General features: G+C 60.6%; 14 protein-coding genes. All 14 read right to left on the bottom strand.

From position 1 onward, the window contains the following. Complete coding sequence (locus QY76_RS16035) at positions 1 to 585, bottom strand: DUF3261 domain-containing protein (protein ID WP_045426391.1); 585 nt, start codon at positions 583 to 585, stop codon at positions 1 to 3. Beyond that, positions 582 to 2,903: an MMPL family transporter gene (locus QY76_RS16030; protein ID WP_045426388.1), complete on the bottom strand. Its 2,322-nt coding sequence runs from the start codon at positions 2,901 to 2,903 to the stop codon at positions 582 to 584. Before QY76_RS16030 ends, QY76_RS16035 begins: the two co-directional genes overlap by 4 nt. Further along, positions 2,872 to 3,477, bottom strand: coding sequence for an outer membrane lipoprotein carrier protein LolA (locus QY76_RS16025; protein ID WP_045426384.1), 606 nt, complete (start codon positions 3,475 to 3,477; stop codon positions 2,872 to 2,874). The genes QY76_RS16030 and QY76_RS16025 overlap by 32 nt, the downstream gene beginning before the upstream one ends. Continuing rightward, a complete protein-coding gene (locus QY76_RS16020; protein ID WP_012847695.1) occupies positions 3,474 to 3,896 on the bottom strand; it encodes a thioesterase family protein in 423 nt (140 codons plus the stop codon). The genes QY76_RS16025 and QY76_RS16020 overlap by 4 nt, the downstream gene beginning before the upstream one ends. Positions 3,897 to 3,899: 3 nt before the next feature. Next, positions 3,900 to 5,591 carry a glycosyltransferase gene (locus QY76_RS16015; RefSeq protein ID WP_034171849.1) on the bottom strand — a complete coding sequence of 564 codons (1,692 nt, stop codon included), beginning with the start codon at positions 5,589 to 5,591 and terminating at the stop codon, positions 3,900 to 3,902. After that, a complete protein-coding gene (locus tag QY76_RS16010) occupies positions 5,582 to 5,935 on the bottom strand; it encodes a hydroxymyristoyl-ACP dehydratase (RefSeq protein ID WP_045426381.1) in 354 nt (117 codons plus the stop codon). Before QY76_RS16010 ends, QY76_RS16015 begins: the two co-directional genes overlap by 10 nt. Continuing rightward, positions 5,922 to 7,283: an AMP-binding protein gene (locus QY76_RS16005; RefSeq protein WP_045426378.1), complete on the bottom strand. Its 1,362-nt coding sequence runs from the start codon at positions 7,281 to 7,283 to the stop codon at positions 5,922 to 5,924. The genes QY76_RS16010 and QY76_RS16005 overlap by 14 nt, the downstream gene beginning before the upstream one ends. Beyond that, complete coding sequence (locus QY76_RS16000) at positions 7,280 to 7,861, bottom strand: hypothetical protein (protein ID WP_034171846.1); 582 nt, start codon at positions 7,859 to 7,861, stop codon at positions 7,280 to 7,282. Before QY76_RS16000 ends, QY76_RS16005 begins: the two co-directional genes overlap by 4 nt. 4 nt (positions 7,862 to 7,865) lie before the next feature. Next, positions 7,866 to 8,117 carry an acyl carrier protein gene (locus tag QY76_RS15995; RefSeq protein ID WP_034171845.1) on the bottom strand — a complete coding sequence of 84 codons (252 nt, stop codon included), beginning with the start codon at positions 8,115 to 8,117 and terminating at the stop codon, positions 7,866 to 7,868. A 13-nt stretch (positions 8,118 to 8,130) separates the two neighbouring features. After that, the gene (locus tag QY76_RS15990) at positions 8,131 to 8,388 is read right to left on the bottom strand and encodes a phosphopantetheine-binding protein (RefSeq protein WP_034171844.1); all 258 of its coding nucleotides are present in this window, start codon (positions 8,386 to 8,388) and stop codon (positions 8,131 to 8,133) included. Continuing rightward, a complete protein-coding gene (locus tag QY76_RS15985) occupies positions 8,369 to 9,181 on the bottom strand; it encodes a 1-acyl-sn-glycerol-3-phosphate acyltransferase (RefSeq protein ID WP_034171843.1) in 813 nt (270 codons plus the stop codon). Before QY76_RS15985 ends, QY76_RS15990 begins: the two co-directional genes overlap by 20 nt. After that, positions 9,178 to 9,903 (bottom strand): beta-ketoacyl synthase chain length factor, encoded by a 726-nt coding sequence (locus tag QY76_RS15980; RefSeq protein ID WP_045426375.1) that lies wholly within the window; start codon positions 9,901 to 9,903, stop codon positions 9,178 to 9,180. Before QY76_RS15980 ends, QY76_RS15985 begins: the two co-directional genes overlap by 4 nt. Before the next feature lie 66 nt (positions 9,904 to 9,969). Further along, positions 9,970 to 11,028 carry a class I SAM-dependent methyltransferase gene (locus QY76_RS15975; protein WP_034171841.1) on the bottom strand — a complete coding sequence of 353 codons (1,059 nt, stop codon included), beginning with the start codon at positions 11,026 to 11,028 and terminating at the stop codon, positions 9,970 to 9,972. 64 nt (positions 11,029 to 11,092) lie between these two features. Continuing rightward, the gene (locus QY76_RS15970) at positions 11,093 to 11,482 is read right to left on the bottom strand and encodes a hypothetical protein (protein ID WP_034171840.1); all 390 of its coding nucleotides are present in this window, start codon (positions 11,480 to 11,482) and stop codon (positions 11,093 to 11,095) included. Positions 11,483 to 12,718: the final 1,236 nt, after the last annotated feature.

Here is a 12,718-nt window from a genome sequence, read left to right as displayed (position 1 = left end):
TCACTCACCCAGATATTGAATGGTAATGTGGTATTTAAAGGCGTGCTGTTCAACGCTGACAGGCTCGCGTTTCCCCTTGCGCTGCAGATAGGTTATCTCCGTCACCAGCGCGCCGCGGGCATCGCGCAGCTCACGTTTATCACCCTTGTCGATGAGGGTCCAGCCTTTTGGCAGCAGCGGCTGCCAGTCGCTAATCGGCCAGTGGCTCAGCATTACGTCTGCCAGCACCTGACTCGCCGGCGGCAGCTGCGGCACGACGATCGACTGTTCGGTGTGCAGCCCTGTCTCATCGTAGGTCAAGAGGAACAGGCGGATGCCGACGGAGGAGAGCCCCGCCAGGGTCAGCCTTTTATCGTCGGCGTTGAGCATCACCAGCAGCGACTGGGTCTTGCCGTTAAAGCTGCCGGTCAGCAGCTGCTGCACGTTGACCGCCGGGGCGATCCCCGGCTTTGGCAGCGTTACGCGTGCGCCCGGCTCAAGCCAGGCCTGGGGGCGGCCCTGGCGTTCCGGGGTCGAATGGCTACAGCCTGCGAGGGTGAAGGCAGCCAGCAGGGCGATGGCGCGCCAGAAGGGAGAGGTTATCATCGTTTTTCCCGTTTTTTGTCCGGCATGGCTAGCGGCGCGAGCAGGTAGGCGGTGAAAATACCGCTCACCAGCACGATGCCGAAACTGCTGATAGCCTGGGTGGCGCTGAAGATCAGCATGCCAAGGGTTAATAGGGTGGTCAGCATCGCAAGGGTAATCGCCAGCAGGGAGGTCAGCGGCGTACCGCGCGGGTTACTGAAGAACAGGGTGTAGTTGATGCCGATGCCAAGCACCAGCACCAGCGCCAGCAGCGAAAACAGGTTTAGCGAATGGCCGCTGAACGACAGCGCGGCCAGCCCGCAGCCGAGCGACAGTACCGATGGTACCAGGCTTATCAGCCCCTTGCGCAGGCCCAGCCGCGCCACCGCGCCGCAGGCGATCACCGCCAGCGCCACGCCGAGCAGCCCGGTCAGCAGGATCCGGTACTCGGCAAACAGCGCATCGAAGGTCAGCTTACGATCGACCCACGCCACGCCGGGCTGCTTCGCCGCCAGCGCCGCCAGCGCATGGCTGTCGCTGACGCCGTCCGCCGGAATCAGCACCCCGCTGGCGCCGTTCGGCAGCGTCAGCCACATCAGGCGCCAGCCTTCGCTGGCCGGGCTTTGCAGCCAGGCGTCGACGCTGACGGTCATCGGGCTGAGGTCCGGCGCGACGGCGCTGAGCCCGGCGCTTTGCAGCGTATGCTCGACCGTCGGCGCCGCCTCGCGCAGCAGCTGAAGATCCCGCTGCTGACGCGCCAGCGAGTTCAATGGCACGCTGCGGTAGCGCTGCAGTATCCCGTCGCGCTGCGCCGCCTCCAGCGCCGGGATAAAGGCCTCCATGCGCGTCAGGGTTTGCTCCGGCGTATCGCCGTAAACCACAAACCACTTCTGATCGACGCTCTGTCCGGTCAGGCGGGTGATGGCTTTCTCCTGTGCCAAGATCGACGGCGGCAGCGCCTGTAGCTGCGAGATATCATCATTGACTTTCAGCTGCGCCAGCCCGGCGAGGGAGAGCAGCGTCAGCGCCGCCGGCAGCCCAATGCGCAGCCGGTTGTCGCGTCGCCAGGCCGCCAGCCAGCGCAGCAGCGGCACCATGGCGGGTACCGGACGCACCGGCAGCCCGCGGCAGAGCCACGGGTGCCAGAACAGCACCGTCAGGCAGGCGGCGCTCAGGCCGACGGCCGCGAATACCGCCATCTGGCGAATCCCGGGGAAGGGCGCCAGCATCATGATCAGGTAGGCGGCAACGGTGGTGAGCAGCGCCAGCAGCAGGGCGCTGCGTACCTTTAGCAGGCTTTGCCACGGCGTATTCTCTGCGCCGTGGACCATCCGTTCGGTAAGGTAATAGAGCGTATAGTCAGCCGAAATGCCGATGATGCTCATGCTCATCACCAGCGTCATCAGGTGCAGCTCACCAAACAGCAGCAGCGTCACGACGCTGCCCGCCAGCGCGCCGATGCCAATGGAGATCAGGCACAGCAGCAGCGGGCGCAGGGAGCGGAAGGTGATCACAATCAGCAGGATCACCCCCAGAATGGTCGCTATGCCGAGGGTCGAAATATCGCGTTTGGCCTGCTGGCTGGCATAGTCGCTGTAGAACACCGTCCCACGCGCGAGCAGCCGCGCCTGGGGATAGCGGGCCTGAAGCTCGCGCTCAAGCGTGTTCAGCGTCGTCACCAGCCGGTGAGTTTGCTGCATATCGAAGGAGTTGCCCGCCAGTTCGCCGTGCAGTAGATACCAGTAGCGGTCGTCCTCGTCCTGGGTCACCAGCCAGCCGTCCTTCAGCTGCAGGCGCTGGCTGTTCTGCGCCATGGCCAGCTGCGATCCGCGCATCAGCATCAGCGGATCCTGGCTGAGTTCTTTGCCGCTCACGCCGGAAAACGCCGAGTAGATCTGGGCCAGGATCCACTGCGCCTGCGCTTCGCCGTCGTTTTGCAGGCGCGTGCGGGTGGCGCTGTCGATCAGCGCGTTGCGGTGAGTCCAGAAGAACTCGCCCCAGGCCCGCTGATCGGCCGCGTCCAGCGGCCCCTTCACCCCGCGGAGCGCCGGCGATTTTTGCAGCGCGTTAAGCCACGCCTGCGCCACGCTGGGATCGGCCGTTTTCCCCGGGCTTACCAGCCATACCAGCTGGCGATCGAGGCGCTGCATAAAGCCGTCGTTGAGCGCCGGGGGCAGCGTCCCCAACGCGTGCGTGGGCAGCATTGCCAGCACGCTGCTGTTGATGCGCGACTGCGGTAGCAGTGCGAGCAGGGTGCCCAGCAGCGCCAGGCACAGTATTCCCCACAGCAGCGCCGGGCGGCGAGCCTTATTGGGCGGCAAAGCGTTGGCGTTCGTCATGGGTCAGCGTTGCGGGCGTCAGTTGGTGTTGAGAGAGCGCGATATCGGTGCGATCGCCCTGTTTATCGTTCAGCTGGATGGTGTCCAGATAGGTGTTTCCCGCCAGATCGATAGTGGCGAAGATCTTATCCAGCGGCGTGGTGACAGGCGTTAGACGCAGCGTCCAGCGGTCCTGGCCCCGATCCTGGAAATCAATGCGGAAGTTCTGCTCCAGCACCTTCCGGTCGGCCTGGAACAGGGCACGCAGCAGATGGTTAAACTGGAACATCTGCGGGTTATCCTCCGCGGTGATCACCTGCGGCGGCTGGTGATTGATCACCTGTACCATCCGCGTGTCATCGAGCATCAGCCGCATCGGGAACGGCGTTTTCTGATCCCACAGCAGGCCGGTGTCGCGGGCGATCAGCATCTCGCCCTGCGATCGCAGGGGCTGAGGCAGCCCTTTAATCGTCCGGGTCTGCTCGAAATGGGCGCGCACCACCGGCTGTTCGGTAAAACGCTGCTGCAGGTCGTCCAGGGTGACGGCGCTGACGAACGGGCTCACTAGCAGCAGGATAACGGGCCAGAATCTCATGGTGTGACTCCCATACGTTCAAACAGGATCGCCGGGCTGACGAAGCACATCTCCCGGCTTTGCTCTTCCACCGCCACTTGAATGGTGTAGCCGGTGGTGGTGCGCTTGCCGCTGGCGGCGTCGAAAATCTGATAGCCGATGCGCAGGCGGTTCTCAAACTCCTCCAGCGTTGCGCGCACGCGAAAACGCTGCTCAAAGGTCAGCACGTCGCGGTACTTCACCCGGGTGTCGACCACCGGCCAGACGTAGCCGGAGGCTTTCATCTGCCGGTAGCCGTAATCAAACTGGTTCAGCAGCGCCTCGCGGGCGATCTCAAAGTAGCGAAAATAGTTGCCGTGCCATACCACGCCCATCATATCGACGTCGTGAAATGGGACGGTCAGCTCAACTTCGGCGGTAAAGCGGGGATCGCTCAGCACCCTTTACTCCTTATCGGCGGCCTCTGGCAGCTGCCAGAAGTCAAAAAAGTTAAACCAGTCCAGCGGCGACAGCAGCGCGTAGTGTTCGAGGCGCGCGGCGTAGCGGTGGATGGCCTGCTCCAGCGCGGCCTGGCGCTCGGCGCGCGGCAGCAGGAGCGGGTCGGCAAACGCCTCGCAGTGGATATGCAGCCTGCCCTGTTGATACAGGGCGAAAATCAGCAGCACCGGGCAGCGCAGAATTGAGGCGAGAATAAACGGCCCCTGGGCGAATGGCGCAGGCTGGCCCATAAACGGACTCCAGGTCACCCGGAAGTCGCCGCCGCGCTGTGGGTTGACCGCAACGCGATCGCCGACGATAGCGACCCATTCACCGCGATCAAGCTTCTCTTTCAGCATAATAGCGGTTTCCGGGCCAATATCGTTCACCGGCAGCAGATTGACCCCGGCCTGCGGCGCCATCTCTTCCATTATCTGCTTAAAGCGCTGGGCGTTTTCACTGAACACCAGCGCGTTGATGGTGATGTCTCCCCTCATGCTCGCCAGCGCCCGGCAGGCTTCGATATCGCCGAGATGCGAGGCCAGCAGCAGTTTACCCTGGGGCTTATCGAGCGCCAGCGCGGCTTCGGCGCCGGGGGCGAACACCACGTCGCGCCCAAAGTGCAGTTCGCCGCGCCAGCCGGCGACTTTATCCAGCATGGCGTTAGCGAAGCGCAGGAAATGGCGATAGCTGTTAAAGGGTTTGGGGACCGGCATCTGGTGCAAGGCGAGCTGCCGGCGTACGCGCGCCAGCCAGTTCTGCGAGGCGTGACGGGCGCGGGCGGCGGTCAGCCAGTAGACGCCCACCACCGGCCAGAGCAGAACGGTAAAGGCGTTGCGTCCGAGCCGGCGCCAGACGGCGAGCATAAAGCGCATGCCCCACAGGCCCCTGACCTCTTTCTGCTGCGCCCAATGCGCCGTCCGGCGGCGGCGCAGCAGGGAAGGTATGCGCGGCAGCATGCCGAAGAACAGCCGGGCGTGCATCAGGGAGATGCGCAGGTTGTCTTTCAGGGCGTCGAAATGCGACAGCCCATCAGCGGGGTAAGTCACCCGGGTGGGCAGAAAATGGCTGGTGTTACCCTGCCAGTAGAGGCGCACCATCACCTCGATATCGAAATCCATACGCTTGCCGATATTCACCTGGTCCGCCAACTGCAGCGTCGGGGCGACCGGGTAGACGCGAAAGCCGCACATGCTGTCTTTAAGCTGTAGCGAGAGGGTCTCTATCCAGACCCAGACGTGAGTAATCCAGCGTCCATAGCGTCGCGAGCGGGGGATCGACGCATCATAGATCGGCTGGCCGGAGATCAGCGACTGTGGGTGCTGCTGTGCCAGGGCTAGCATGCGGGGAATGTCTTCAATGGCGTGCTGACCATCGGCATCGACCTGCACCGCGTGGCTGAAGCCCTGCTGCTGTGCCGCCTGTAGGCCGCGCATCACGGCGACGCCTTTACCCGCGTTCTGGGCGAGGCGCAGCAGCGTCACGTCGGGCCGCGCTGCTGCGAGGGTTTCCAGCGCCGTGCGCGTGGCCTCGTCGCTGCCGTCATCGACAATGATGCACGGCAGGGAGAACGGCGCGAGGCGCGCCAGCACCGTCGGCATCATCGCGCCGTGGTTATAGCAGGGGATCAGCACGCAGGGGGAGAACGCTACGGGCATAGTCGAATCTTCCCACTGCTGGCGGTGTGGCGCGCGTCGCCCTCATGGCGCTGGAAGCTGAAGCTCAGCGTCTGCTTTGCCGGCAGCCAGTGCAGCGCCAGGGTGACGGTGGCGCCGGGCAGTAGCGGCGCCTGAAACTTTACGTTCTGAATGCTGTGAAAATGAAAGCCTGGCGCCAGCAGGGTCTTGGCATAGTGCATCGCCCACTCCAGCTGGGCAACGCCGGGTAGCAGCGGTTGAATCGCAAAATGACCCTGAAACCAGAAAAGGGTCGGATCGAGATAGAGTTCGATCTCCATCGCTCCACCCGGCGCCTGCAGGCGCTTAATTTCATGCGGTTTCATCAAATAACTCCTGTAGCTGGGCATAAACGCGCTTGTTCATACTGTTGACTGGGATCTCATCCAGTACCCGCCAGTAGCGGGGGATCGCCACCGGCTCAAGCCATGGCCGCAGCGCCCGGCGCCATGACAGCGCCAGCGCTTTGCCGTGCGTTTCCTGCCAGCGCTGGCGGAGCGCATCGTCAAGAACCAGCAGTACGCCAATGCCCTGGCGCCCTCCGCGGGTGATGGACAGGGCCGCCGCCTCGCGAATGCCATCGAGGTCGGTCAAGCGCCGCTCTATCTCGCTCAGTGAAATGCGTTTTTCTTCAATTTTCACCACGCGTCCGCGACGTCCGGCAAGGCAGAAGCGCCCGTCGTCGCCGAAGCGCAGCACATCGTCAAGCAGCAGGCCGTCAGCGTCGGCAATCAGGGGGGATCTCGCGCGGAAGGCGTCGCCTTCCGGCGTTATTTGCACGCCGGGGAAGGGGAGCCATGGGACGCTGTCCCGCTGGCGGTGACGCCAGGCGAGGATCCCGGTTTCGGTGCTGCCGTAAATCTCATCCGGCCAGATGCCGAGCCAGCGCTGCGAGAGGGTAACGTCGCTCCAGGGCAGCATGCCGCCTGCCGAGAGCAGCATGGCGAGCGGCGGCGGCGTCAGCTGGTGATCGAGACGCTTAAGGAACGCCGGGCTGCTGACGAAGAGATAGCGGTGGCGCGGGCTAAGCGCCACCAGCTGTTCAGCGTAGTGGGTCATCGCAGCGTGCAGCGGCAACCCCAGCGCCATCGGTAAAAAGATGCGGAAGGTCAGGCCGTAGAGGTGCTGTGGCACCACGGAGGCGACTACCCGGCAGCCAGCGAGACGCCCGGCAAAGCGGGCGCCGAGCAGCGCGGCTTCCGCATCAAGGGCGGCGATGGACTTCACCACCCGCTTAGGCTGTCCGGTAGAGCCGGAGGTGAACAGCGTCACAAAGGCATCGGTGGGTATCGGCGGTAGCGCGGCGGCGGACGTACGGCCGTCGTCAGCCGAGTGAACCCACAGGTGCGGGCCGTGCCAGTCCAGAGGGCTTTCGCTCAGTACGCCGTCGAACAGCGCGCGCTGTTCGTCCAGCAGCGAGGCGCGGCAGTGGCCGGGAATCACCGGGGTTTTCCCCGCGTGTAGCGTCGCCAGCAGCGCCACGATAAACAGATAGCTGTTCTCAAAGCACAGCGCCCAGCGCTGACCCTCCTGCTCACGCAGGGTCGCGAGCAGCGCGGCAACATCGTAGCGCAGCTGGCCCAGCGTCCAGCTGCGATCGCCAAGCCAGGCGATGACGGTTTCGTCACTGCGCGAGGCGCTGAGCCACTGCGACAGGGGAAGCGTCTGATTCATTGAGTATCTCGTTTCATGACCCGGCGGCGAACCAGCCATTCGCCGACCATCAGTGTGCCCATCAACAGATAGGAGACCATACCGTTCCAGGCGGTCCACATCCGCATATCGCCATACAGGGCGGTAAAGAGCGCGATAGCGCCGTTAAAGAGGAAGAAGAGGCACCAGATCTGCGTTACGCGGCGGGTGTAGCGGACACCCTGCGGCGGGAGATCGGGGGTACGCAGACGCGCCAGTCGCTCGACGAGCGGCATTGCGCTCCACAGGGAGCCGCCGAAGACGCTGAGCATCACCGCATTGACGACCACCGGATAAAACAGCAGCAGCTGGTGGGTTTTCAGCAGCGCGCTGGCTGCGCACAGCACAATCCCCGCCAGCGCCACGCTCTGCATGACAAAGCGCATCGGCCCGGCGTTCCGTCTCGCCTGGCGTAAGCGTAAAACCAGCAGCAGCGCCAATACCGGCAGCAGCCAGCGCAGCGCGTTGTGCGCCAGCCCAAACCAGATAATAAAGGGCCAGGCCAGCAGCAGCGCGCCGGTCGCTACCTGAATGACGGGTAGCCCTCTGAAGCCTCGCATGGGATCAGGCGTCTTGCATCAGGCGCTCTACGGCGTCGACGACATCCTGCACCGTACGGACGGCTTTAAACTCTTCCGGCTTGATTTTCTTGCCGGTTTTCTTCTGTAGGTGGACTATCATGTCGACGGCATCGATGCTGTCCAGCTCCAGATCCTCATACAGGCGCGCCTCTGGCGTGATGTCTTCCGGGGCGATTTCAAACAGTTTAGTGAGAAGCGTGGCGACTTCCTGGTAGATAGCGTGTTGTTCTGTCATAGCGGGCTCGTTATCAGGCGCGTTGTGAATGAATAAAAGCGGCCAGCGTCGCCACGGAGTAGAAATGCTGGCGCATCTCTTCGCTCTCGGCGGACAGGACGATGCCGTACTGATTTTTCACCGCCAGACCCAGCTCTAATGCATCGATAGAGTCCAGACCTAACCCATCCCCGAACAGCGCGGCATCGGTGTCGATGTCATCGGTGCTCAGCTCGTCCAGATTTAACGTGTTAATAATGAGATTTTTAATTTCAAGGTAAAGCGCTTGCATCATTAATTCCTGAAAGAGGTGTTTCAACGATTTGTAATTTATTTAAAAGATGCCGGTTAAGCTGCCTTGCCGCCAGCGCCGGTTCTTGTGTTTTCGCATCATAATAATCGGTAATGTAGAGCCGTTCACCCACCGTCACGGTAAACCGCGGTTTGCTGGGGGGCACGTTATACCATTTGCTCTGTTTATCGAGTAGGCGTTCGCTACAGCGAATCGTCACAATGCGCAGGTCGCTGTTACAGCGTATGGCGATATTGGCCGCGCCGCGCTGCAGCGACATGTTTTCTCCCGGACGGGTACGGGTGCCCTCCGGAAAAATAAGAATGGTGTCGCCCTGCGCCAGACGCCGTCGGCTTTGCGGCAGCAAGGCGTCAGCCTGGCTATTGACCAGGTAGTCCGCGGCGCGGATAACGCCGCTGATAAAGGGGTTGCTCAACAGGGCGCTCTTCACCAGACAGTCGGTTTCCGGCATCACGGAGGCGATAAGCACGTAATCGATCAGCGTCGGGTGGTTCGCCACCACCAGGCAGCCTTGTTCCTGACGCAGCAGCGCGGCTCCCTCGATGTGGTAATCCAGCGTCCCGGTCAGCCTCGCCACCCGCAGAAAGAAACGGAAACTGAGGGAGATGCTGCGCCGGGCGATGCGCCGACGGGTATTATTGTTGCGCACCACGAGTAACAGGAGGTTAAACCAGACCAGCGACAGCAGCAACCCACCTACGCCAAACAGCGCGAAGCACATTCCGGTCATCAGCAGACGCCAGAATTGACCGAGGCGGGTGACCAGACTCATTGCGCGCGGCTCCAGCGCCACTGCCGGTTATCGCCGGCCAGCGTAAAGCATGGGGCATCATTAAGCACATGCTGTAAAAACAGCAGGCTTTGCGGCAGAGCCGCCTCTGCGCTGTCGTCTGCGCGCCGCGAACTGCACCGCAGCGCATCACCGGCTTCAAACACCAGCGCGACGGCGTAGGCCCAGGTCGGCATCTGTGTCGGCAGCTGCGGGTGATAAAACGCCGGTAAATTACCGTCAAAGTCGACCATCAGCACGCGCTGATAGCCCGCCTGCAGCAGGCAGATGACCTCGCACAGCCCCTGTTGAAACGTATCACGCCCCGCAGACAGCGATGAAGTGACCACCGGGTGCTTCGCCGCGATGGTCAGGTTGCCGACCGCGGCGTTGTGTACCGACATGGTGAAATCCGTGGGCGAGACCGCCTGCTCGGTCGCCAGCGCCTGCAGGATACGGTAGTTGCGCTCCAGCTCCCCATGGCGGCTGGTGTAGAGCACCGCGTCGATGTCATGCCGGCGCAGCATGGCCAGGCCGCATTCGACGGCGAGTTTGCTGCCGGAGCTCAGTCGCCGGGCGGTCATCATCGGTAGTTCAGTCAGTTTTGCCTGAGTCGCGCGGGGATCGATGGCAAAGGGCTGCTGTGACCACTGCTGCCACTGTGACGTTTCGCTCAGTCCTGGCGCTCTCGCCTGCCAGTCGATAAGGTTTAGTGCAAATTTCATCAACGCATGTCCGCGGTAAGTCGCGGCCCAAGCAGCATCAACCTTGACGCTGAAAGCCGCCGAATATTAACGTTTCTCGCATATTAATAAAGTATGCCCAACGCCGAGATTATCGAGGCGCTGTTCTACCCGGAAACCGGCTATTTCCAGATAGCGATAAAACTTTTCAATGCTGTAAAAACGGCTGTTGCCATTGGCCAGACAGGTAAAATAGAGCGATGAGGCGTTCAGGCTAAACGCGGCTGCTTCAAATCTCTGCGTATCCCAGAAGAGCTCCATGATGCAAAGTCGGGCTCCGGGTTTCATCACGGCGGCCATACGCGTCAGCATGGCGATAATCTGCTGCGGAGAGAAGCAGTCGAGGAACTGGCTCATCCACCAGATATCTGCCTCGCCGGGGAGCGGCGCATCGCTAAGCATATCCACGGCGTGGAAGTCGATGCGATGTGATAATCCTGCATCCTTAACATGCTGGCGGGCAAGCTCAATTTGCGGAGGCAGATCGAGGATCGTTACCGCGACGTTTTCGTCGTATTGACAGCAGCGCAGCGCCCACTTACCGGTATTTCCACCGACATCGTACAGGACTCCGGGCTGACTTGCGAAGATATGCGGTAGTACGGCGTTAAATGCGACGTCAGAATAGTAGTGATCGAAGGCAAACCAGCTTTCCCGCGCCGGGGATGGTAGCTGCGACAGCACCGGGTAGATGGTCTCGGCGTCGCTGAAGACTTTGAGCCCGGAGGGCTTCTCCGTCTTTAAGGCCTCCTCCAAGAAAAAAAGCCCCTGATAGCAGACGTCCTGAGTGAAATCCATATTCACCCGCGTCATTGCGTCGTGCAGCAGGAAGTGGCCCACTTTCGACAGGTAGTAGCGTTGATCCTTGCTGATGACGATACGGCCACTGAGTCCCATATCAAGCAGGACACTCACCGCATATTCGCTCAGCGCGCCGTTAGTGACGATGTCGTCGAGCGTTGCCCCCTGCGTTCCTTGCCGATCAAGATAGGCTAACACCCCGGTATTTCGCAGGTTGAGTGCGGTTTGAAACAACATGGGCGCAAATGCAATGCGCTGCGCTTCCGTGATGGCGTCGAGGGCGCTGAGAGAGTCCTTATCGTACATAATATAGGTAGCTTATCCTGGGCAAAAAGTCATCAGGCCATTGCTGGCCCAACGTTAGTGCAAATTATTGAACCGCGCCGGAGGCGAGATTGAGCTGAATATCTTTGTTGAGGTTATGCACCCAGCGATTATAGGTTTTGTGAATTTGACCGCCGGAGGCTTTCAGGTTGAGGCTGCTGTCGTATTGGATGCTATAGCCGGTAGCCGAGTAGGTGATGCGCACTTCGGCAACGTGGCCGCGGCTCTGTTGACGTGCATGAATTACGCCTGGACCCGCCGCGTTCATGACCCACTGGCGCTGTACGCCCGCTTTAAGAATGGCATTTTTAACCTGAGCTTCGGTATGACCGGCGCTGACGGTTGACTGTACGTTATCAATCGGTACGGTGCGCGCGCAGCCTGCCAAGGCTCCCATGACCGCGAATGCGGCTACCCATTTAGCTATTTTTTTCATATATACTCCGTCTTTGTATTATAAATCCGAATTACACATATTGTATCACTTTGATGTAAATAAAAACAAATATTAATATCAATACACATTAAATTTGGGATTACTCCCAAGAGGGATATAGGTATTAACAATGCTTTTCCATAAATGTATTGATGAGATTACTCGAGGGCGTAATGGCGCCTCAGCGGCGGGTGGGGGATATTAACCGGGTGATATAATTTGATTTCTGGATGGTTAATAGCGCTTTGACCGTTGCTGTTTTCCCCCGAGGCTTTTGGCTTTGTTTTGATAAAAGATTTTATTCTTTTGATATCAGAGGTTTCATCTCATCGTATGTTGCTTTCTATCTGGAATATAAGGCTGCAAATATTTTCGTCGCGCGGTAGATATCTTTGACGGTACGCGCGTAGGCGAGAGACTTTAGCACGCTAATGAGGCGGTGTTCGGTGCGTCGGGCCTCATGCCGGATGTTCCCCTGTGGGAACCTAGGCAACCTGCCGGAAAATCCTAACCGTGGATGGCTCGATAAAACGGGCTGTCTACCGTCATTTCATTATCCTGCCAAGGTTATAATTGTGGGGGTGGCGCCGGCTCAGTTTTTTGATGAGTTAATTTGCAGCGATATTTTCGGGTGGTGTGGAGCATATTGACTGCATTTTTATTGTCGCGCTGAGTTAGGCTGCCGTATTGGTTATCAACAGCCGAGGGGGAGCGACATGCGAGTCGGTGTCCCTGAATCATCCGGGCTATAGTAACCATCAGTTTCCACAACCTATCGAACGATGGCTCGCGACGATCCGCGCGATGGGGGATGGACTCTTATCCCGCCCTTACTGACTGCTGACCCCACCACCTACGGGCCGGATGTCCATGGCCCGGATAGCATAAAATCATTCATGGGGAGCCGGTCAGGTCATCAGATCGGTGCGAGGCCTTGGGCTATTTTGCCGGTGCCCTGCCTCACCGTTCCCGCGACCCCAGAAGCCTGAGCGGCCGTTTTGGCGGCGAGGCGTTTATCGTCTTGTGCGGCGCCGAACAGACCTGTGGCGTATTGCGCGGCTGGGTAAGCTCGCGAAACGCTAGATTACGGCAGCGATCGGGCGTTGCCGGGGCATCTCACCGTCGATATCGGCGGTATGCCGCTGCCCCGGCAGAGCGTGATCCCGCCCGATTTCGATGCCCAGGTGCATCATGTCGATAAGAGGCTATATCAGGCGAAGAACCGTGGCCGTCGCT

The organism is Edwardsiella sp. EA181011 (assembly GCF_000800725.1).
In the GTDB taxonomy this organism is placed as follows: domain Bacteria; phylum Pseudomonadota; class Gammaproteobacteria; order Enterobacterales; family Enterobacteriaceae; genus Edwardsiella; species Edwardsiella anguillarum.
Note: the sequence above shows the minus strand (reverse complement) of the source record. Positions and strands in the feature narration are given on the sequence as shown.